19 protein-coding genes, 1 tRNA gene and 1 pseudogene are annotated in these 21,337 nt (G+C 67.1%); 14 read left to right on the top strand and 7 right to left on the bottom strand.

The features are described 5' to 3' along the window. The first annotated feature begins 5 nt into the window (after positions 1–5). The 3 genes from ACZ5R1_RS07175 to ACZ5R1_RS07185 are packed head-to-tail and all read left to right on the top strand — an operon-like array spanning position 6 to position 2,178. Positions 6–449 (top strand): hotdog fold thioesterase, encoded by a 444-nt coding sequence (locus ACZ5R1_RS07175; RefSeq protein WP_017641977.1) that lies wholly within the window; start codon positions 6–8, stop codon positions 447–449. Between the two features lie 31 nt (positions 450–480). Further along, positions 481–1,362, top strand: a complete 882-nt coding sequence (locus tag ACZ5R1_RS07180; RefSeq protein WP_464712964.1) for an alpha/beta fold hydrolase — start codon at positions 481–483, stop codon at positions 1,360–1,362. A 6-nt stretch (positions 1,363–1,368) separates the two neighbouring features. Then, positions 1,369–2,178: a DUF4892 domain-containing protein gene (locus ACZ5R1_RS07185; RefSeq protein WP_464712965.1), complete on the top strand. Its 810-nt coding sequence runs from the start codon at positions 1,369–1,371 to the stop codon at positions 2,176–2,178. Here ACZ5R1_RS07185 and ACZ5R1_RS07190 read toward each other — a convergent pair. Next, positions 2,175–3,365, bottom strand: coding sequence for a CynX/NimT family MFS transporter (locus ACZ5R1_RS07190; protein ID WP_464712966.1), 1,191 nt, complete (start codon positions 3,363–3,365; stop codon positions 2,175–2,177). The genes ACZ5R1_RS07185 and ACZ5R1_RS07190 overlap by 4 nt on opposite strands. 343 nt (positions 3,366–3,708) lie before the next feature. On the opposite strand from ACZ5R1_RS07190, the gene selD reads away from it, so the two are divergent. The 5 genes and pseudogenes from selD (at position 3,709) to ACZ5R1_RS07215 (ending at position 8,311) form a co-directional block, all read left to right on the top strand. Beyond that, positions 3,709–4,743, top strand: coding sequence for a selenide, water dikinase SelD (gene selD, locus ACZ5R1_RS07195; RefSeq protein WP_464712967.1), 1,035 nt, complete (start codon positions 3,709–3,711; stop codon positions 4,741–4,743). After that, positions 4,743–5,843 (top strand): tRNA 2-selenouridine(34) synthase MnmH, encoded by a 1,101-nt coding sequence (gene mnmH / locus ACZ5R1_RS07200; RefSeq protein ID WP_150339129.1) that lies wholly within the window; start codon positions 4,743–4,745, stop codon positions 5,841–5,843. Before selD ends, mnmH begins: the two co-directional genes overlap by 1 nt. A 77-nt stretch (positions 5,844–5,920) precedes the next feature. Then, the gene (locus ACZ5R1_RS07205) at positions 5,921–6,211 is read left to right on the top strand and encodes a hypothetical protein (protein ID WP_007160474.1); all 291 of its coding nucleotides are present in this window, start codon (positions 5,921–5,923) and stop codon (positions 6,209–6,211) included. Positions 6,212–7,237: 1,026 nt separating this feature from the next. Beyond that, a pseudogene (locus ACZ5R1_RS07210) lies at positions 7,238–7,378 on the top strand (hypothetical protein); the annotation flags it as partial. Between the two features lie 219 nt (positions 7,379–7,597). Beyond that, complete coding sequence (locus ACZ5R1_RS07215) at positions 7,598–8,311, top strand: methyl-accepting chemotaxis protein (RefSeq protein WP_420030754.1); 714 nt, start codon at positions 7,598–7,600, stop codon at positions 8,309–8,311. A 9-nt stretch (positions 8,312–8,320) separates the two neighbouring features. On the opposite strand, the gene ACZ5R1_RS07220 is transcribed toward ACZ5R1_RS07215, so the two are convergent. From ACZ5R1_RS07220 to ACZ5R1_RS07235, 4 genes are read right to left on the bottom strand one after another with little or no spacing between them, the layout of a single operon-like run. After that, complete coding sequence (locus tag ACZ5R1_RS07220) at positions 8,321–9,058, bottom strand: YciK family oxidoreductase (protein ID WP_464712968.1); 738 nt, start codon at positions 9,056–9,058, stop codon at positions 8,321–8,323. A gap of 8 nt (positions 9,059–9,066) precedes the next feature. Beyond that, entirely contained in the window at positions 9,067–9,738 is a 672-nt protein-coding gene (gene mupP, locus ACZ5R1_RS07225; RefSeq protein ID WP_316857668.1) for an N-acetylmuramic acid 6-phosphate phosphatase MupP, read from the bottom strand. Between the two features lie 3 nt (positions 9,739–9,741). Beyond that, positions 9,742–10,440, bottom strand: a complete 699-nt coding sequence (gene ubiG / locus ACZ5R1_RS07230) for a bifunctional 2-polyprenyl-6-hydroxyphenol methylase/3-demethylubiquinol 3-O-methyltransferase UbiG (protein WP_007160470.1) — start codon at positions 10,438–10,440, stop codon at positions 9,742–9,744. Between the two features lie 32 nt (positions 10,441–10,472). Beyond that, on the bottom strand, positions 10,473–11,798 hold the full coding sequence (locus tag ACZ5R1_RS07235; protein ID WP_007160469.1) for a TRZ/ATZ family hydrolase: 1,326 nt from the start codon (positions 11,796–11,798) through the stop codon (positions 10,473–10,475). A 118-nt stretch (positions 11,799–11,916) separates the two neighbouring features. Here ACZ5R1_RS07235 and mtnA point away from each other — a divergent pair, with 118 nt between their 5' ends. The 4 genes from mtnA to pheA all read left to right on the top strand — a co-directional run bounded on the left by mtnA (position 11,917) and on the right by pheA (position 18,236). Then, a complete protein-coding gene (gene mtnA, locus ACZ5R1_RS07240; RefSeq protein WP_007160468.1) occupies positions 11,917–12,990 on the top strand; it encodes an S-methyl-5-thioribose-1-phosphate isomerase in 1,074 nt (357 codons plus the stop codon). Positions 12,991–13,222: 232 nt separating this feature from the next. Then, positions 13,223–16,054 (top strand): DNA gyrase subunit A, encoded by a 2,832-nt coding sequence (gene gyrA, locus ACZ5R1_RS07245; protein ID WP_027601631.1) that lies wholly within the window; start codon positions 13,223–13,225, stop codon positions 16,052–16,054. Then, positions 16,054–17,139: a 3-phosphoserine/phosphohydroxythreonine transaminase gene (gene serC, locus ACZ5R1_RS07250; RefSeq protein WP_044340945.1), complete on the top strand. Its 1,086-nt coding sequence runs from the start codon at positions 16,054–16,056 to the stop codon at positions 17,137–17,139. Before gyrA ends, serC begins: the two co-directional genes overlap by 1 nt. A gap of 2 nt (positions 17,140–17,141) precedes the next feature. After that, positions 17,142–18,236, top strand: coding sequence for a prephenate dehydratase (gene pheA / locus ACZ5R1_RS07255; protein ID WP_027598051.1), 1,095 nt, complete (start codon positions 17,142–17,144; stop codon positions 18,234–18,236). 24 nt (positions 18,237–18,260) lie between these two features. Here the strand turns inward: pheA and ACZ5R1_RS07260 are convergent, their stop codons facing one another. Beyond that, positions 18,261–18,737, bottom strand: coding sequence for a DUF4124 domain-containing protein (locus tag ACZ5R1_RS07260; RefSeq protein WP_340245902.1), 477 nt, complete (start codon positions 18,735–18,737; stop codon positions 18,261–18,263). 288 nt (positions 18,738–19,025) lie between these two features. Here ACZ5R1_RS07260 and mgtE point away from each other — a divergent pair, with 288 nt between their 5' ends. After that, entirely contained in the window at positions 19,026–20,471 is a 1,446-nt protein-coding gene (gene mgtE / locus ACZ5R1_RS07265) for a magnesium transporter (RefSeq protein ID WP_186354089.1), read from the top strand. 56 nt (positions 20,472–20,527) lie between these two features. Here mgtE and ACZ5R1_RS07270 read toward each other — a convergent pair whose 3' ends face one another. Then, positions 20,528–20,842 carry an Arc family DNA-binding protein gene (locus tag ACZ5R1_RS07270; RefSeq protein WP_007160462.1) on the bottom strand — a complete coding sequence of 105 codons (315 nt, stop codon included), beginning with the start codon at positions 20,840–20,842 and terminating at the stop codon, positions 20,528–20,530. A gap of 259 nt (positions 20,843–21,101) precedes the next feature. On the opposite strand from ACZ5R1_RS07270, the gene ACZ5R1_RS07275 reads away from it, so the two are divergent. Further along, positions 21,102–21,178: transfer RNA gene (locus ACZ5R1_RS07275), tRNA-Arg, on the top strand. Positions 21,179–21,337 lie beyond the last annotated feature (159 nt).

Here is a 21,337-nt window from a genome sequence, read left to right on the forward strand (position 1 = left end):
AGTACATGAGCATCTGGCAGACCCTTCCGGATCCTGAGGACCTCGGGCGTGCGCTCGAGAACACCCTGGCCGAACACCTGGACATGCGGATTGAGGCCTGGGACGACAGCAGCCTGACCGCCAGCATGGTGGTCGACCGCCGCACCCACCAGCCCATGGGGCTGTTGCATGGCGGCGCTTCGGTGGCCCTGGCGGAAACCGTGGGCTCGATCGCCAGCATGCTCTGCGTGGATCGCTCGCGCTTCTATTGCGTGGGTCAGGAAATCAATGCCAACCACCTGCGGGGCGTGCGCTCCGGGCGGGTGACGGCGGTGGCGCGTCCCCTGCACCTGGGGCGCAGCAGCCATGTCTGGGACATCCGCCTGAGCGATGAAGAGGGGCGCCTGACCTGTGTCTCGCGGCTGACGGTAGCCGTGGTGCCCTTGCAGCGGGATGCCTCCCCGGCATGAAGCGCGCACTGGCACCCGCGAAGCAGAATTCATGACTGCCCAGGTGCAGGAATTGCGGCTGGAATTGCCCCATATCGAGTTGAGCGCCCGGGCCTTCGGTCCGGAAGATGGCTATCCGGTGCTGGCGCTGCATGGCTGGCTGGACAATGCCATGACCTTCGCCCAGCTCGCGCCACGGCTGCACGGCCTGCGCATCGTGGCTCTGGACCTGCCGGGTCATGGTCTGTCAGCCCATCGTCCCGCAGGCGTTGGGTATGCGATTCAGGACTATGGGCTGGATGTGCTCGCGGCCGCGCGGCAACTGGGCTGGGATCGCTTCGGTCTGCTTGGCCATTCGATGGGCGCCATCGTCGGCGTCATCGCGGCCGCGGCCCTGCCGGAGCAGATCGAGCGCCTGGCGCTGATCGATGGCCTGTTGCCCTATACAACGCCGGCAGAGGAGATCGCCGAGAAACTCGGCAAGGCGCTGCTGGCGGAGCTGGAGCTACCCAACCGGCGCAAGCCGGTCTACGCCACGGTGGAAGACGCCGTGGCGGCGCGGCTGAAGGGATCGTTGACGGTCAGTCGGGAAGCCGCCGAGCTGCTCGCCGAGCGTGGCTTGATGGCGGTGCCCGGTGGCTACACCTGGCGCTCTGATCCCCACTTGAGGCTGCCCAGTCGAATGAGGTTCACCCCGGAGCAGGCCGAGGTCTGTCTTCGCGCCGTGCGCTGTCCCACAGCCCTGGTGGTGGCCGCGGGTGGCCTGGTGGCGCCCCACGCCGAGGCCATGCGCCTGGCGCGAGAACAGCCGAACTTCAGCCTTCACGAGTTGCCGGGCGGGCACCATCTGCATCTGGACGATGGAGCGGGCGCCCAGGCCGTCGCAGATTGTTTCAATGCCTTCTTTGCCGCCGGCACCGGGCACGACGAATAATGCGGCATGCCTAGCCGTCTGTTCTGCCCGCGCTCCCGCTCCCTGCGACGCCTCCTGCTGATCGGCCTGCTGCTGTCCCTTGGGACGACGCAGGCGGAGGTGCTGCCGGAGATCGGACCCATGGACCATGCCCAATTGGTGCGCGAAAGCGGACCGGCAACCGCCGAACGCCTCTATCCGCTGGGGCCAGTCAGTCGCATCGGCGGTCGCCTGCGCCTGGAGGATTCGCTGCAGGTGGAGGGCCAGCTCCAGACCCAGACCTTCGAGCTGGCCAGCGGCCATCCGCCGCTGGCACGGCTGGACAGCGAGCGGCAGCGCGTGCAGCAGCAGGGCGCGACGCTGCTCTACTGGTGCGAAGGGCGTGATTGCGGCGCCAGCAACGTCATCGCCAACAGCCTGCTGGGCGAGGCCATGCTCTATGGACCGGACGATCAGCAGGGGCTGCTGGTGCTGCAACTGGCGGAGCCGCAGACTGTGCTGACGCTCTATGGCATCACCCGCGGCAACCGTCGCGGCTACCTGCATGCCGAGCGACTGCAGGCAGGCCAGCCCCTCCCTGAACTGTTGCCGAGCGCCGCTACCCTGCTCAAGGAGTTGCAGCGCGACGGCCAACTGCTCCTGCCCGCCCTGGAGCGAGCCCCGGAGCAACCCTGGATCGCCCGGCTGGCGGCGGCCCTGGCGCTCAATGGCGATGTGGCGGTAACGCTGGGCGGCGACCAGGCAGACGCCTGGCAGCGTGCCCTGCGCGAAGCGGGTATCCGCGCGCCGCGGCTGCAGACCGAGGCCAGTCGAGCCGCCGGACTCTATCGCCGCTAGACGTCGTTGACGTAGCGGGTCCGCCCCGCACCCAGGCCGAACAGCGTGGCCAGCACGGCGATCAGGGTGAAGAGCACGCCCATGGGGGCCCAGCCGTGGGTGGCGTCGTGGATGATGCCCACCAGCAGCGGACCGAGCGAGGCCAGGCTGTAGCCCGCGCCCTGGGCCATGCCCGATAGCCGTCCGGCGGTTTCCGCATCCCGCGAGCGCAGCACCAGCAGGGCGAGCGCCAGGCTGAAGGTCCCGCCCTGGCCCAGGCCGAGTATCACCGCCCACAGCCAAAGACTGCCGACCGGGGCGTAAAGGCAGCCCAGCAGGCCGGCGAGGGTCAGACTCATCACCACCACGATGGCCAGGCGCTGGTCCTGGCCCCGCGTCGCCAGCCAGGGGGCGGTGAGGGCGCTGACCAGCTGGGTCATCACCGAGCCCGACAGCATCAGGCCGGCCTGCACCATGCCCAGGCCGCGATCCATCAGCAGGGTCGGTAGCCAGCCGAAGACGATATAGGCCAGCGACGACTGCAGGCCCATGTACAGGGTGATCTGCCAGGCCAGCCGATTGCGCCACAGCGAACCGCCAGCCCCGCGGCGCGGTGCGATGGTGGGTGGCTGGCGCAGTTGCGGCAGCCAGACCAGCAGGGCCACCACGGCGACCAGGGCCCAGGTGGCGAGGGCCGGTTGCCAGCGGCCGTCGAAGGCCTCGGCGAGCGGCGCGGTGGCCCCGGCGGCCACGGCGGCGCCTATGCACAGCATCATGGTGTAGAGCCCCATCAGCTGGCCGGCCTGGGCGGGGAAATCGCGCTTGACCAGGGCCGGCAACAGGACGCCGAGGATACCGATGCAGGCGCCGGCGATCAGGCTGCCGAGAAACAGGCCCAGGGGCGGCAGCAGGCTGCGCAGGACGATGCCAGCGGCCAGCAATGCCAGGATGGCGCCGAGCGTGCGTTCGCTGCCCCAGCGGCGGGCCAGGCGCGGAGCCAGGGGCGCGAACAGCCCCAGGCAGAGCACCGGCAGGGTGGTGAGCAGACCGATGGCGCTGCTGGAAAGACCCGTGCTGGCCTCGATCTGCCGCAACAGGGGCGCCAGGCTGGAGAGCGCCGGGCGCAGGTTGAGGGCGATGAGCATGAGGCTGGCGAGCAGCAGGCCGCGTTGCCAGGGGGTAAGGGGGGAGGAGGCTGGAGAAGACATGAGTACGGCTATGACCGGGGGAACTGGCAATGCTAGCGCACCCTGGCCATAACGCACGGCGCTTCCGTTCGCTACCCTTCAACGGGAAAAAATAGTTGGCGGACCGGCTAAAAAATCGCCAGTTCGTCCATCGCCGCACCGCCGCTCGCTTGTCCGGGGTCGGTTGAAGGTTTTCCACGAGGTTATCCACAGCAACTGTGGATTACCGCCAGAAAACAGCCCTTTTGCTTTGGCTGGCGATCTGTTAGGCGCGGTCGGTGCCCGCCGGCTGACGGGCATTTGCTACTATTACGCCCCTTCGCGCTGGCTGTCGAACCAGCGCCCACGCTGAACCGGAGTAACGATGACCGATCCCATTCGCCTCACCCAATACAGCCACGGCGCCGGTTGTGGTTGCAAGATCGCCCCCAAGACCCTGGAGACCATCCTGGCCGGCAGCGGCGCCCAGCACCTGGATCCACGGCTGTGGGTGGGCAATGCCTCGCGCGACGATGCGGCGGTCTATGGCCTGGACGAAGAGCGCGGCGTGGTCTCCACCACCGATTTCTTCATGCCCATCGTCGATGATCCCTTCGATTTTGGGCGCATCGCCGCCACCAATGCCATCAGCGACATCTACGCCATGGGCGGCGATCCCCTGCTGGCCATCGCCATCCTCGGCTGGCCGGTCAACGTGCTGCCGCCGGAAGTGGCGCGCGAGGTCATCGCCGGCGGTCGCCGCGTGTGCGACGAAGCCGGCATTCCCCTGGCGGGCGGTCATTCCATCGACGCGCCCGAGCCGATCTTCGGCCTGGCCGTGACCGGGATCGTGGAAAAGCGCCATCTCAAGCGCAATGACACCGCGACCCTGGGCAGCCGACTCTATCTGACCAAGCCGCTGGGCATCGGCATCCTCACCACCGCCGAGAAGCGGGCCTTGCTGCGCCCCGAGGATCGCCATCTGGCGCGTGACACCATGTGCCAGCTCAATCGTCCCGGCAGCCGCTTCGGCCGCCTGGCCGGCGTCACGGCGATGACCGACGTCACCGGCTTCGGGTTGCTCGGCCACCTGGTGGAGATGGCCGACGGCAGTGGCCTCACCGCCGAACTCGACTTCGCCGCCATTCCCCGCCTCGAAGGCGTGGATTTCTATCTGCAGCAGGGCTGCGTGCCTGGCGGGACTGAGCGCAACTTCGACAGCTACGGCAGCCGTATCGCCCCGCTGGACGAAGGCCGCCTCCAGCTGCTGTGCGACCCCCAGACCAGTGGCGGCCTGCTGGTGGCCGTGGCACCCGAGGGCGAGGCGGAGTTTCTCGCCGTGGCGGCGGAGCTGGGCCTGGCCCTGCAACCCATAGGGCAGCTGGTGAGCCGGCGCGCCCATGCGGTCGAGGTGGCCTGATGAGCCAGCGTGAGGATGCCCGCGACCTGCGGGCGCTGTTCCTGAGCGATGTCCCCCTGGTCGATGTCCGCGCCCCCGTGGAATTCGCCAAGGGCGCCTTTCCCCAGGCCACCAACCTGCCGCTGATGAATGACCTGGAGCGCCAACGCGTCGGCACCCGCTACAAGCAGCAGGGTCAGCAGGCGGCGCTGCAACTGGGTCACCAGCTGGTGTCCGGGACGGTGAAGGAAGCGCGCATCCAGGCCTGGGCCGACTTCGCCCGGGCCCATCCGGAGGGCTACCTCTATTGCTTCCGCGGTGGCTTGCGCTCCCAGATCAGTCAGGAATGGCTGCGCAGCGAAGCCGGCATCGCCTATCCACGGGTGGTGGGCGGCTACAAGGCCATGCGTACCTTTCTCATCGACACGCTGCAGCAGGCCCTGGCCGAGTGCGGCTTCGTGGTGGTGGGGGGCATGACCGGCACCGGCAAGACCGAGGTGGTGGCCCAGCTCGACAACGCCGTCGACCTCGAAGGCCATGCCAATCACCGCGGCTCCAGCTTCGGCAAGCGGGCCACGCCCCAGCCGGGCCAGATCGATTTCGAGAACAGCCTGGCCATCGACCTGCTGCGCCGCCGTCATGGGGGGCAGGCGCAATTCGTGCTTGAAGACGAATCGCGCCTGGTCGGTCGCTGCTCCCTGCCGCTGGAATTGCACCAGGGCATGCAGCAGTACCCGCTGGTCTGGCTGGAAGACAGCCGGGAAAACCGCATCGAGCGCATCCTGCGCGACTATGTCATCGACCTGGCGGCGGAATTCGTGGCCCTGCACGGCCCCGAACAGGGCTTCGGCCTGTTCGCCGAACAGCTGCGCAAGAGTCTCTCCGGCATCGCCAAGCGTCTGGGGGGCGAACGCTTCCAGCGCCTGTCGGCCATTCTCGAGGACGCCCTCGCCGAGCAGGAGCGCTCGGGCGACGTCGCGGCGCATCGCGGCTGGATCGAGGGTCTGCTGGCGGAATACTACGATCCCATGTACGCCTATCAGCGCGAGAGCAAGGCGTCCCGGGTGATCTTCAGCGGCGACCAGGCCGCTGTGGTCGAGTTTCTGCGCAACCGGCGCTGAACAGTGCTTGGGGTTGGCGGTCTACGCTGCGGTTATCCGGCCGTTCCGGCCGGTTGCAGGTGCAAGGAGAAAGAGAGATGAAAGCGAAACTGGTTCCCGTCCTGGCCGCTACGCTGGCTGCCGTGGTGCTCGCCGGCTGTTCGGGCAAGGTGGTCAATCGCGACAGCTGCGCCGCCCAGACCCGTTCCGCCTGGCAGGAACTCGACCTGGCCAAGGCCGAAGGCTTTTCCGGCACGGTGAGCTACTCCAAGGCGCTGGCCTTGCTGTCCACCGCCAAGACGCAGCAGCAGGTCGAGGCCTACACCGGTTGCGTGAAGAACGCCGAAAAGGCGCGCTTCTACATTCGCGAGTCCCGCGCCGGCCGCTGATGGCTCGTCCCCTGGCCAACGGCCGCCGTCCAAAGCGACGCCGACATAACCGCGCGCGACGGATAGTGGCGGTTTGCTCCGCACCCTCTCAAGAATCGGCTTCTGCAGACGACAGCGTCGGTAGAACTCATTTTGTCGGGGTGCGGTATGAAAGGGATTGCGCGCTATCGCCTGGCCAATTGGCGAACCGCGACCAAGCTGGCGGTGGGCTTCGGGCTGGTGCTGCTGCTGACCCTGGTCGTGGCCCTGCAGGGCGGGCTCGCACTCAAGGATGTCGAGCATAGATTCGGCTCCCTGCGCGACATGGCGGCGATCAACCGGCAGGTGATGCAGGTCCGCGCCCTGGAGCAGGGCTTTCGCCTGAGTGGCGAGGCCGCCCAGGCCGAGCACCTGCGGCAGGCCCTGCCGGCCGTGCTCGAGCGGTTGGGACAGCTGGAGGCCGAGGTGGGCAGTGCCAACGCTGTCGACCTCGGCGCCGCCCGTGAGGCCATCCAGGCCTATGGCGCTGCCTTCGCCGACTTCGAACGACTCCACACCTCGCGCCGTCTGGCCATGGAGGGGGCCGCCTTTCTGGTAGAGGGCGCGGCCAACAGCCTGGACATCCTCCAGTCCGGTCTGCTGGATGACGGCGCCTATGCCCTCAAGGATTCCGGCGGCAAGCAGGGCGCCGAACTCCTGACCCTGTCGCAGCAGGTCGGCGAACTCTATCGCCTGATGCTCAAGAGTCTTGACGAAGCCCAGGCGCGAGCCGGCAAGAGCACGGTGGACGACCAGCCGCTGCCCTCGGCCAGTGCTGCCCTGGAATTGCTGGCCAAGGTCGAGCCGCAACTGAGCGATCCGGCCTATTCCTCGGTCATCCAGGACGTCTCCACCAACATCAAGGAATTCATCCGCCGCCTCGGCGACTATGCCGCCGCCCTGGCCCAGGAGCAGACCGCCGGTGCGCGGATGACCAGCTTGGCGGAGACCGCGGTGCAGCGGGTCGATGCCCTCTATGGGCAACAGGAGACCGAACTGCAGGCGATGATGACCAAGCGCCTGCTGACCATCGGCGGCGTGGCCCTGCTGGCGCTGATCGTCGGCGCCCTGGCTGCGCTGATCATCACCCTGGCCATCGTCCGGCCGCTGCGCAAGGTGATCGCCGCCGCCGAGCGCATCGCCCAGGGCCAGCTGGATGTCGAGTTGACGGTGGATCGGGGCGACGAGATCGGCCAGTTGCAGCGTTCCAGCGCCAGCATGGTGGCGGCGCTGCGCGGCATGGTCCTGCAGCTGCAGAGCGGTATCGGCCGGCTCGGCCAGTCCGCCGCCGCCCTGGCCGAACAGGCCCGCGAGGCGCAGCGGGGCGTGACCCGGCAGCGCGAGGAAACCGATCAGGTAGCCGCGGCCATGGCCGAACTGGCCGCCACGGCCCAGGGGGTCGCCGCGGACGCCGAGGCCGCCGCCGGTGCCGGCGATCAGGCCGAGCGCCAGGTCAGCGATGGCCAGGCGGTGATCGGTCGCAGTCTGGCCGGTATCGAGACCCTGGGGGTGGATGTCCGGTCCGCGGCGGAGCGCCTCGAAGGCGTTTCCCACGACAGCCAGGCGATCAGCAGCGTGCTGGACGTGATCAAGGCGGTGGCCGAGCAGACCAACCTGCTGGCGCTCAACGCGGCCATCGAGGCGGCGCGTGCCGGTGAGCAGGGGCGGGGGTTCGCCGTGGTCGCTGACGAAGTCCGGGCCCTGGCGCGCCGTACCCAGCAGTCGAGCGTCGAGATCGAACGGCTCATCGTGGTGTTGCAGAAGGGCAGCGGCGAAGCGGTCGCACGGATGCAGCAGAGCGAGACCCTGCTCGTCGACACCCTGGACAGTGCCGGCGATACCCGGCGCGCCTTTGCCGGTATCGCCACGGCGGTGGCCAGCATCCAGCAGAGGAATCAGCAGATCGCCGCGGCGGCCGTGCAGCAGCGCGGGGTGGCCGAAGAGGTGGCGGTCAATGTCACCCGGATTCGCGACGGCGCCGATCAGTCCAGCCAGGCGATGGCGGCCACGGCCTCAGCCAGCCGCGAGCTGGCCGAACTGGGTGACGAGCTCGCGCGCCTGGTGCAGCGCTTCCACGTCTGATCGACTCCGCTACTGGGCGTTGAGCGCCTGGCCAGTGGTGCCCCGGCTGGCCGGACCGAGCAGATAGAGATAGACCGGCAGGATGGCCTCCGCCGCGGGCACCCGGGCCGGGTCCTCTTCGGGATAGGCCGCCGCCCGCATGGCGGTGCGGGTACCGCCCGGGTTGACGCTGTTGACCCGGATGCCGTCCTCGGCCAGCTCCTCGGCCCAGACCTGCATCAGGCCCTCGGTGGCGAACTTGGACACCGAATAGGCGCCCCAGCCGCCCCGGCCCTTGCGACCGACACTGCTGGACGTGAAGATCAGCGAGGCCTCACCGGCCGCCCTGAGCAGCGGCAGCAGGGCCTGGGTCAGGGCGAAGCCGGCGTGCACATTGACCTGCATGACCTGGGTCAGCGCCGCGGCCGGAGTCTGTTCCAGCAGTACCCGTGGCCCGAGCAGGCCGGCGTTGTGCACCAGGCCATCGAGACGCCCGAAGTCCCGCTGCAGGCGCGCGGCGGCGGCCGCATAGGCGCTGGCGTCAGCCTGCTCGAGATCCAGCACCAGGGGCTCGGCCGCCTGGCCACCGCTGGCCAGGATCTCCTGACACACCTGATCCAGCGCCGCGGCATCGCGACCCTGGAGGATGACGCTGGCGCCCAGGGCGGCGCAGCCCTTGGCGAGGGCGGCGCCGATGCCGCGATTGGCACCGGTGACGAGGATGACGCGGTCCTCGAGCAGCTCGGCCGGAGCCTGGTAGTCGAACATCTGAACCTCTAGCAGCCGCACAGCGCGCGATCGAGCAGGGCGCGCAGTTCCAGCGGATGGTCGATGATGGCGTCGGCGCCCCAGTGCTCGGGGCGGTCGTCCGGATGGATGTAGCCGTAGCGCGCTGCCACCGTCTTGCTGCCGGCGGCGCGACCGGATTCGATGTCGCGCAGGTCGTCACCGATGAACAGGGCGGTCTGCGGATCCACGTCCAGTTGCCGGCAGGCCAGCAGCACCATCTCCGGATCCGGCTTGCTGTGCGTGACATGGTCCGGGCAGACCAGGCAGGCCGAGCGCTCGGCCAGGCCCAGGCGCTGCATGATCGGCTCGGCGAAGCGCACCGGCTTGTTGGTCACCACGCCCCAGCGCAACCGGGCGGCGTCGAGATCGCGCAGGATTTCGTCCATGCCGTCGAACAGCCGGGTGTGGACCGCGCATTGCGTCTGGTAGCGCTCGAGAAACTCCAGGCGCAGGGGTTCGAGTTCGACGCCCAGGGGGTCGATCTCGAAGCCGGCCAGGATCATCGCCTTGGCACCACCGGAGATGACGCCGCGCAGGCGGGCCTCATCGGCGGGCGCGAGGCCCCTGTCCTGGCGCATGCCCTGGATGATGGCGATGAAGTCCGGCGCCGTGTCGAGCAGGGTGCCGTCCATGTCGAAGAGGACCGCTTGCAGACGCATGGCCTAGTCCTCGCGCTGGGTGCGCACCATGTAGTTCACCGTCACGTCGCCTTCGAGCTTGTATCTCTTGGTCAGCGGGTTGTATGTGAGGCCGATGACGTCGCGCAGGTTGAGGCCGGCGGCACGGGCCCAGGCACCCAGTTCCGAGGGGCGGATGAACTTGCGGAAATCGTGGGTGCCCCGCGGCAGCAAGCGCAGCACGTATTCGGCACCGACGATGGCGAACAGATAGGCCTTGGGATTGCGGTTGATGGTGGAAAAGAACACCTGGCCGCCCGGCTTGACCAGATCGTGGCAGGCCTTGATCACCGAGGAGGGATCCGGCACGTGCTCGAGCATCTCCAGGCAGGTCACCACGTCATAGGTGCCGGCGTGCTTGCGCGCGTGGTCCTCGGTGGTCTCCTGGATGTACTCCACCGGCACGCCGGATTCCAGCTGGTGCAGGCGGGCGACGGCCAGGGGCGCCTCGGCCATGTCGATGCCGGTCACCTGGGCACCGCGCTGGGCCATGGCCTCGCTGAGGATGCCGCCACCGCAGCCGACGTCCAGCACCTTCTTCCCGGCCAGGCCCGCGTGCTGGTCGATCCAGTTGACGCGCAGCGGATTGATGTCGTGCAGCGGCTTGAATTCGCTCTCGCGGTCCCACCAGCGGTAGGCGAGGGCCTCGAACTTGGCGATCTCGGCGTTATCGACGTTGGACATGGGGTTCTCCAAAGGCAAGGGAGCGGGGCGCGTCAGGCGCCCTGCTGGATACGGGTGGCCCACTGCTGCGCATTGGCTATGAGTTCGGCCTCGTCCAGGCGCACGAGTTCGCTCTGGCGCAGCAGCGGCACGCCGCCGACCCAGACGTCGCTGACGCGGTCGCGGCCGGTGGCATAGATGAGTTGCGAAACGGGGTCGTAGAGCGGCTGCTGGGCGAGGCCGCTGAGGTCGACGGCGGTCAGGTCGGCGGCCTTTCCGACTTCCAGCGAGCCCAGGCAGCGCTCGAGACCCAGGGCGCGGGCACCGTTCAGGGTGGCCAGGCGCAGCGCACGGTGGGCATCCAGGGCAGTGGCCGAGCCGGCCACGGCCTTGGCCAGCAGGGCGGCGGTACGGGTCTCGCCGAGCAGATCGAGATCGTTGTTGCTGGCCGCGCCGTCGGTGCCGATGGCGACGTTCACGCCGGCCTGCCAGAGCCGCTCCACCGGGCAGAAGCCGCTGGCCAACTTGAGATTGGATTCTGGACTGTGGATGACATGGCTGTTGGTCTCGACCAGGTTTTCCAGATCCTCGTCGTCCACCTGGGTCATGTGCACCGCCTGGAAGCGCGGCCCGAGCAGGCCCAGTCGCCGCAGCCGGCTGAGCGGCCGCTCACCGGTCTGCTGCAGCGCCTGCTCCACCTCGAAGGCGGTCTCGTGGACATGCATCTGGATCGGTGCCTGCAGTTGCTCGGCCAAGACCAGGATCTGTTCGAGCTTGGCGTCGGCCACGGTATAGGGCGCATGGGGGCCGAAGGCCACGCTGATGCGCTCGTGCAGCTTCATGTCGTCGAACAGTTCCAGGCCACGGCGGATCATGTCGTCCGCAGTGCGGGCGCCGGGAATGGGGAAGTCGAGGATCGGCAGACAGACCTGAGCGCGCACCCCGGTGCGATGGATCGCCTCGCAGGCCACCTGGGGGTAGAAATACATGTCCGAGAAGCAGGTGATGCCGCCGCGGATCTGCTCGGCGATGGCCAGGGTGGTGCCGTCGCGGACGAAGTCCTCGTCGACCCAGCGCCCTTCGGCGGGCCAGATGTGATCCTGCAGCCAGGTCTGCAGCGGCAGGTCGTCGGCCATGCCGCGAAACAGGGTCATGGCGGCGTGACCATGGGCGTTGATCAGCCCGGGGATCAGCACCTTGCCCGGCAGCTCCAGGGTCTCCTTGGCCGGCTGGCGCAGGGCCTCGCTACGTGGCGCGAGCAGGGCGATGCAGCCGTCGCGCACGCCCAGGGCGTAATCGCGCAGGACTACTCCGGCAGGCTCCACCGGCACGATCCAGCTGGGGAGCAACAAGAGGTCCAGGGGCGCGGGGGTGGGCATCGGCGGCGGTTCCAAGGGGGGCGAGCCGGCAGTATAGCGGTCCTTGCGGCGCTACCGCTAAATCCGCACGCCGATGCCGGTATACTGGCTGGCTACAGATTCAGGTCGAGGAGAGATCATGCGAGAGCGTCTGCTGGCGGCGGAAAAGATCAAGGCGATCGAATGGCGGGACGGTGCCCTGCACCTGCTCGACCAGCGCCTGTTGCCGCTGCGCGAACACTGGGTCGCCTGTCACAGCGCCGCCGAGGTGGCCCAGGCCATCCGCGACATGTTGGTACGCGGCGCGCCGGCCATCGGCATCAGCGCCGCCTATGGCGTGGTGCTGGGTGCCCGGCAGCGTGCCGCGGCGGGTGAGGACTGGCAAGCCACCGTCAGTGCCGACTTCGAACTGCTGGCCGCTTCGCGTCCCACCGCCGTCAATCTGTTCTGGGCGCTCAACCGGATGCGCGAGCGCCTGACGCGCATGGCCGGGGAGGGCGCCCTGGCGGCGCTGGAAGCCGAGGCGGTGGCCATCCACCTGAGCGATCGCGAGGCCAACCTGACCATGGCCCAGCTGGGCGTCGAGCTGATCCGCAAGCACGACGCCAGCAAGCAGACCTTCCTTACCCACTGCAACACCGGCGCCCTGGCCACCGGTGGTTTCGGCACCGCCCTGGGCGTCCTGCGCGCCGCGCACCTGGACGGCCTGGTGGAATGCGTCCACGCCGACGAGACCCGCCCCTGGCTGCAGGGCTCGCGCCTGACCGCCTGGGAGCTGGCCGGCGAGGGCATCCCGGTCAGCCTCAACGCCGATGCCGCCGCGGCGCACCTGATGAAGACGCGCAACGTCGCCTGGGTGATCGTCGGCGCCGATCGGATCACCGCCAACGGCGACGTGGCCAACAAGATCGGCACCTACAACCTGGCGGTCATCGCCATGCACCACGGCGTGCGCTTCATGGTGGTGGCGCCCAGCTCCACCATCGACATGAATCTGGCGTCCGGTGACGACATCCCCATCGAGGAGCGCGCCGGTCACGAGTTGCTGGAAGCCGGTGGCCAGCGCATCGCCGCCGAGGTCGAGGCCTTCAATCCGGTGTTCGACGTGACCCCGGCCGATCTCATCGACGCCATCGTCACCGAGCGCGGGGTGGTGGAGCGTCCGGACGCCAAGAAGATGGCCGAGCTGATGAATCGGCGCCGCCTGCATTGAGGTGATCGCCAGGGGCGGATACATCCCTGAATGTGTTAGAATTTCGCTCTTTGCACAGGCTTTGTTCGAAAGCCCTCGGCAGGCGGCGATGCAGTGCTGAAAACCGGCTGGAGCGCCTTCGCGCCGCCGGTGGCAGGCGCCGCCAGACGGGCTTTCGCCTCTCCTATATCAGGCTCGGCCGACATGCGGACGAGCCCTAGCGCTTTTCAGATCAGAAGGAACCAGGCTTCTCATGGGTGAACTGGCCAAAGAAATCCTCCCGGTCAATATCGAAGACGAATTGCGGCAGTCGTATCTCGACTACGCGATGAGCGTCATCGTCGGCCGGGCCCTGCCGGATGTGCGCGACGGCCTCAAGCCGGTGCACCGGCGCGTGCTCTACGCCATGAGCGAGCTGGGCAACGACTGGAACAAGCCGTACAAGAAATCCGCCCGTGTGGTGGGTGACGTCATCGGTAAGTACCACCCCCACGGCGACACCGCCGTCTACGACACCATCGTGCGGATGGCCCAGCCCTTCTCGCTGCGCTACATGCTGGTGGATGGCCAGGGCAACTTCGGGTCGGTCGACGGCGACAACGCCGCGGCCATGCGATACACCGAAGTGCGGATGTCCAAGCTCGCCCACGAACTGCTGGCCGACCTGGACAAGGAAACCGTCGACTGGGTGCCCAACTACGACGGCACCGAGCAGATCCCGGCGGTGATGCCCACGCGCATCCCCAACCTGCTGGTCAACGGCTCCAGCGGCATCGCGGTCGGCATGGCCACCAACATCCCGCCGCACAACCTCGGCGAGGTCATCGATGGCTGTCTGGCGCTGATCGAGAACAGCGAGCTGACCGTCGACGACCTGATGCAGTACATCCCCGGTCCGGACTTCCCGACCGCGGGCATCATCAACGGTCGCGCCGGCATCATCGAGGCCTATCGCACCGGTCGTGGCCGCATCTATGTGCGGGCCCGCGCCGAAGTCGAGGACATCGACAAGAGCGCCAATCGCCAGCAGATCGTCATCACCGAGCTGCCCTACCAGCTCAACAAGGCACGGCTGATCGAGAAGATCGCCGAGCTGGTGAAAGAGAAGAAGATCGAAGGCATCACCGAGCTGCGCGACGAGTCCGACAAGGACGGCATGCGCGTGGTCATCGAGCTGCGTCGCGGCGAAACCCCCGAGGTGGTGCTCAACAACCTCTACGCCCAGACCCAGCTGCAGACGGTGTTCGGCATCAACGTGGTGGCCCTGCTCGACGGCCAGCCGCGGACCCTGAACCTCAAGGAACTGCTGGAAGCCTTCATTCGCCACCGTCGCGAAGTCGTCACGCGACGCACCGTCTACGAACTGCGCAAGGCGCGTGAGCGTGGCCACATCCTCGAAGGCCAGGCGGTCGCCCTGTCCAACATCGATCCGGTCATCGAGCTGATCAAGAGCTCGCCGACCCCGGCCGAAGCCAAGGAACGCCTGATCGCCACGCCCTGGGAATCCAGCGCGGTACGCGAGATGGTCGAGCGCGCCGGCGCCGATTCCTGCCGTCCGGACGAACTGCCCGAGCAGTACGGCCTGCACGAGGGCAAGTATCACCTCTCGCCCGAGCAGGCCCAGGCCATCCTGGATCTGCGTCTGCACCGCCTGACCGGCCTGGAGCACGAAAAGCTCATCGCCGAGTACCAGGAGATCCTGCTGCAGATCGGCGAGCTGATCCGCATCCTCACCAACCCTGAGCGGCTGATGGAAGTCATCCGCGAGGAGCTGGAAAAGGTCAAGGCCGAGTTCGGCGACAAGCGTCGCACCGAGATCATCGCCTCCCAGGTGGACCTGACCATCGCCGACCTCATCACCGAGGAAGACCGCGTCGTCACCATCTCCCATGGCGGCTACGCCAAGTCCCAGCCGCTGCACGCCTACCAGGCCCAGCGCCGGGGCGGTCGCGGCCGCTCGGCCTCGGCGGTCAAGGAAGAGGACTACATCGAACACCTGCTGGTCGCCAACAGCCATACCACCCTGCTGCTGTTCTCCAGCCTGGGCAAGGTCTACTGGAAGCGCACCTACGAGATCCCCGAGGCCTCCCGCGCCGCCCGTGGCCGTCCGCTGGTCAACCTGCTGCCGCTGGCCGAAGGCGAGCGCATCACCGCCATGCTGCCGGTCGATCTGGAAGCCATACGTCAGCAGGCGCCGGCCGGTGACGAGGACCTGGGCGAGCAGGACGACAACCTGGACATCGAAGACGCTGTGCTGGTGGAAGACGATGTCGAAAGCGAAGGCGAAGAGGGCGAACTCCTCGATGCCGACCAGGACGAGCCCACCGGCGCCTATATCTTCATGGCCACCCGCAACGGCACCGTGAAGAAGACCCCGCTGGTGCAGTTCAGCCGTCCGCGCAGCAACGGCCTGATCGCGCTGAAGCTGGAAGAGGGCGACAGCCTGATCGCCGCCGCCATCACCGATGGGGCCCGCGAGGTCATGCTGTTCTCCGACGGTGGCAAGGTCATCCGCTTCAAGGAACGCCATGTGCGCACCATGGGCCGTACCGCCCGCGGCGTGCGGGGCATGCGTCTGGCCGAGAACCAGCGGCTGATCTCCATGCTGATCCCCGAGCCGGGCGCCGAGATCCTCACCGCCAGCCTCAACGGCTTCGGCAAGCGCACCGCCATGGCCGAATACCCGCAGCGTGGTCGTGGCGGCCAGGGCGTGATCGCCATGGTCATCAACGAGCGCAACGGCCCCCTGATCGGCGCCATCCAGGTGCTGGACGGCGAGGAGATCATGCTGATCTCCGACCAGGGCACCCTGGTGCGGACGCCGGTCGAGGGCATCTCCCGTACCGGCCGCAACACCCAGGGCGTCACCCTCATCAAGCTCGGCAAGGGCGAGAAGCTGGTGGGCCTGGAGCGGGTGCAGGAGCCTTCGGTGGACGAAGAGCTGCTGGATCACGAAGCCGAGCTCGACGACGAGGTGCTCGACAAGGAATTGCCGGTCGACAGCCACGAACCCGACCAGGACGATGTGCTGCCCGGTGCCAGCGACGTGCCGAGCGATGATCTGCCCAACGAGGATGACGAGTGATGAGCAAGCGTGCCTACAACTTCTGCGCCGGCCCGGCGGCCCTGCCTGAAGCTGTGCTGCGCCAGGCCCAGGCCGATCTGCTGGATTGGCAGGGCCGTGGCCTGTCGGTGATGGAGATGAGCCACCGCGGTGAAGACTTCACCGCCATCTCGAACCAGGCCGAGGCCGACCTGCGCGAGTTGCTGGCCATCCCCAGCAACTACAGGGTGCTGTTCCTGCAGGGCGGCGCCAGTCTGCAATTCGCCCAGCTGGCGATGAACCTGATGCCCGAGGGCGGCAAGGCCGACTACATCGACACCGGCATCTGGTCGCGCAAGGCCATCGAGCAGGCGCGGCACTATGGCACCGTCAACGTCGCCGCCAGTTCCAAGGGCTACGACTACTTCGCCATTCCGGGGCAGCACGAATGGCAGCTGTCCAAGGACGCCGCCTACGTCCACTACACCCCCAACGAAACCATCGGCGGTCTGGAGTTCGACTGGATTCCGGACGTGGGTGACGTGCCCCTGGTGGCGGATGCCTCTTCCGACATCCTCTCGCGCCCGCTGGACGTCTCGCGTTTCGGGCTGATCTACGCCGGCGCGCAGAAGAACATCGGGCCCAGCGGCCTGGTGGTGGTGATCGTCCGCGAAGACCTGCTGGGTCGCGCCCGCGCCGCCTGCCCGACGCTGCTCGACTACAAGGTCGAGGCCGACAACGGCTCCATGTACAACACCCCGGCCACCTTCTCCTGGTACCTGTCGGGCCTGGTGTTCAAGTGGCTGAAGGAGCAGGGCGGTCTGCCCGCCATGGAGCGCCTGAATCGCCAGAAGAAGGAGCTGCTGTACGGCTTCATCGACGCCAGCGACTTCTACAGCAACCCCATCGCCAAGAACGACCGCTCCTGGATGAACGTGCCCTTCCGCCTGGCGGACGAGCGCCTCGACAAGGCCTTCCTCGAGGGCGCCGAAGCGCGCGGTCTGCTGTATCTGCAGGGCCATCGTTCGGTGGGTGGCATGCGCGCCTCCATCTATAACGCCGTGACCCTGGAAGCCGTCCAGGCGCTGGTGACCTATCTGGCCGAATTCGAGAAGGAGCACGGCTGACCATGTCCGAACACGAGCTCAAGGCCCTGCGCCTGCGTATCGACAGTCTGGACGAACGCATCCAGGAGCTGATCAGCGAACGTGCCCGCTGCGCCCAGGACGTGGCCCGGGTCAAGATGGGAACGCTGGCGGAGGGCGAAAAGCCCGTGTTCTACCGGCCCGAGCGCGAGGCCCAGGTGCTCAAGCGGGTGATGGAGCGCAACGGCGGTCCGGTCCGTGACGAAGACATGGCGCGACTGTTCCGCGAGATCATGTCCTGCTGCCTGGCCCTGGAAGAGCCGTTGCACGTGGCCTACCTCGGCCCGGAAGGTACCTTCTCCCAGGCCGCGGCGCTCAAGCACTTCGGCAAGGCCGTGGTGACCCGGCCCATGGCGGCCATCGACGAGGTCTTCCGCGAGGTTGCCGCCGGCGCCTCCAACTTCGGCGTGGTGCCGGTGGAAAACTCCACCGAAGGGGCGGTCAACCACACCCTGGACAGCTTCCTCGAGCACAACCTGTCGATCTGCGGGGAGGTGGAGCTGCGCATCCACCACCACCTGCTGATCGGCGAGAATACCAAGGCCGACAGCATCACCCGCATCTATTCCCACGCCCAGTCGCTGGCCCAGTGCCGCAAGTGGCTGGACTCCTACTACCCCAGCGTCGAGCGGGTGGCGGTGGCCAGCAATGCCGAAGCGGCGCGGCGGGTGAAGGGGGAGTGGAACAGCGCGGCCATCGCCGGCGACATGGCGGCCTCGCTCTATGGCCTGACCCCGGTGCAGCAGAAGATCGAGGATCGCCCGGACAACTCCACGCGCTTCCTCATCATCGGCAACCAGGAGGTGCCGCCCAGCGGCGACGACAAGACCTCCATCATCGTCTCCATGCAGAACAAGCCGGGTGCCCTGCACGAGCTGCTGCTGCCGTTCCACACCAACAACATCGACCTCAGCCGGATCGAGACGCGGCCCTCGCGCAGCGGCAAGTGGACCTATGTCTTCTTCATCGATTTCCTCGGCCACCAGGCCGATCCGCTGATCCGCGACGTGCTGGAGCGCCTGTCCACCAGCGCCGTGGCGCTCAAGGTCCTCGGCTCCTACCCCCGCGCCGTGCTCTGACGCGGTGCCAGCCGGTTGCGGGCGTCAGCGTCGACGCACGCAACCCTGGTCGTCGAAGGTCACCAGGCGCGAGCGTTCCTTGCGCTGGCGCGCCTCGTAGTGATAGCGAGTCAGGGCGTCCAGCTGGGAGATCCGCTGCGGTGGTCCCAGGGCGTTCTCCACGTCCGCCCGGCTCATGCCGACCCTGACCTGTCCCCGGATGATCGCCTGCCGCCTTTCGCTGGGGCTGAGCAGATCACCGCACCCATCCGTTCTGGCTGCCACCACTGTTGGTGGGCGTTGCGCCTCCTTGCGCGGAGGGGCCTTGGGTTTCGCCATCAGCGTGGGCCTGGCGCCGCCCGGGCGGGGATTGTCCGCGCGTTGCAGGCGGCTGTCGCTGTCCGAAGCACAGCCGCTGGTGGAAAAGGTGAGGTGGCCGGTGGCATCTTCGCAACGATAGACCGTGGCCGCCTGGGCAGAGGCGCAGCCCAGCAACAGGCCGAGCACGACGAGCTTCTTCATGGGACGTCCTCCTTGACGTAGCGCTCAAGCTTAGCGGGTTAACGACCGCGGGACGAGCGTTGCAAGCGCGGCTTCGATACCGGCCCAGAGCCCTTGCAAATAGCTGTTTTGAAAACCTTTTGCGTTCGCACCCGTAACCGGTCCGGTGTATCATCCCCGCCGTCAGCCCCGCCGGGGCAGTGGTCATCCCCCCTTATGGACTTACCCAGTCAACACTCAATCGCCTTTTTCGTCCCGTTGTTGAGATAGGGTTCGTCGGTGCGCTCCGCCGGCGGGCCGGAGTGCGCTATGACCGTAGTGAACGAAGCAGAAATCAGAAAGCCCCACGAGACGCTGCAGGAGCGTCTCGCCCAGGTCGTCGAGTTGCTGGAGCGCTACGACCTCGCCGTCGAGGCGCGTGAAGACCACGATCGCGCCCCCGTATCCCCCGCCGATATCCCCGAAGAGGGCCTCGAAGAGCTGCGTGCCCGGCTGGACGAGCTGCACCCGGCCGACGTCGCCTTCATCCTCGAAGCCCTGCCGCAGGAAGACCGCCTGACCGTCTGGGGGCTGGTCAAGACCGAGCGTGACGGCGAGATCCTGCTGGAGGTCTCGGACGCCGTCCGTGAAACGCTGATCGCCGACATGGACGATCAGGAAATCCTCGCGGTGGCCGGTCAGCTCGACGCCGACGAACTCGCCGACCTGGCGCCGGACCTGCCGCGCGACGTCGTCCATGAACTGATGGAGGCCCTCGACGCCCAGCAGCGCGAGCGGGTGCGCTCCGCCCTGTCCTACGAAGAGGACCAGGTGGGCGCGCTGATGGACTTCGAGATGGTGACCATCCGCGATGACGTCGCCCTGGAAGTGGTGCTGCGTTATCTCCGCCGGCTGAAAGAGTTGCCCGACCACACCGACAAGCTGTTCGTGGTCGACAACGACAGCATCCTCAAGGGGGTGCTGCCGATCAAGCGACTGCTGGTCAACGATCCGGAAAAGCTGGTGGTCGAAGTCATGGCGAAGGAGGCGGTGGCCTTCCATCCGGACGGCGACGCCTATGACGCGGCCCAGGCGTTCGAACGCTACGACCTGGTTTCGGCACCGGTGGTGGACAAGAACGGCAAGCTGATCGGCCGTCTCACCATCGACGAGATGGTCGACCTGATCCGCGAGGAAAGCGAAAGCGAAGTCCTCAACATGGCCGGTCTGCGCGAAGACGAAGACGTCTTCGCCTCGGTGTGGAAATCGGTGGGCAACCGCTGGACCTGGCTGGCCACCAACCTCATCACGGCCTTCATCGCCTCGCGGGTCATCGGCCTGTTCGAGGGCTCGATCGAGAAACTGGTGGCCCTGGCTGCGCTCATGCCCATCGTCGCCGGCATTGGCGGCAACTCGGGCAACCAGGCCATCACCATGATCGTGCGCGCCATGGCGCTGGGGCAGATCAGTGTGACCAGCACCGCGCGCCTGCTGCGCAAGGAGATGGGCGTCGCCCTGTGCAATGGCGTCATCTGGGGTGGGGTGATAGGGCTGGTGGCCTTCTATCTCTACAGCAGCTGGTCCCTGGGCCTGGTGATGATGGGGGCCATGACCCTGAATCTGCTGCTGGCGGCGTTCATGGGCGTGCTGATTCCCATGACCCTGCAGCGCTTCGGTCGCGACCCGGCCATGGGGTCGAGCGTCCTGATCACCGCGGTCACCGACAGCGGCGGCTTCTTCATCTTCTTGGGACTCGCCACCCTGTTCCTGATGTAGGGCAGGGCAGGGCAGGGTGCAGCGGGCTGCCCAGGCGCAGGGCAGCCCGGACGCCGTCAGGATGCGGCGTCGATGTCGTGGGCGATCAGCGAGATCAGGGCGTTCTGCTGGCGACCCGACAGTTGCCGAAAGCGCTGCAGCAACTCCCGCTCGCTGGCGGTGATCTCCGGACTGTCCAGGCGAAGCCCGGGTTCGTCCCCAAGGGCGCCCTCTTGCTGCAAGCTCTGCTCGAGACGCGCGATGATTTCGGAGTTCATGCTGCGATGATGGTTGCGGGCCACATCCGCGATGCGCTCTCGCATGCCCTCGGGCAGACGCACGACGAATTTGTCAGCGGTACGGCTTGAGTAGGATCTAATGGCCTGGGTCATTGAGGTACTTCATCTGGAGTCAAAAATCAGTGAAGGCATAAGCCCTCGTCTCGTTCCGCTAGCACTCACGGCACCTTGGACTCTGTAACCACCTGTCCCTAGGTATCTGTTTTTATTGACGTCAATTTACCGACGTACAGAACAAATTGCAAAGCTGCCGAAGAACTTCCTGCCTGTGCCGCCCCGCGCGCAGTGTCGCGCTGCCTGAACCGGAACATGACAAACCTTCCGCTGCTCGTTACCATGAGCGCCCTTTCCTGTCCCAGTAGCTCAATTGGATAGAGCATCCCCCTCCTAAGGGGAAGGTTGGTGGTTCGACCCCACTCTGGGACACCAGATTCCTTTCCAGAACCTCTCCTCGCGATCCGACGCCTTCAACTGCCCTTGCCGAACCGTTACAGCAGTTTGGAGGATAGGGCAAAAACGGCGACCTTGTCCGACTTCCAAGCTCTTCCAGTGGCGATTTGTGGCTGTGATCACAGCATAGAGCAGCAG

This window comes from Pseudomonas sp. Pso3 (genome assembly GCF_055393275.1).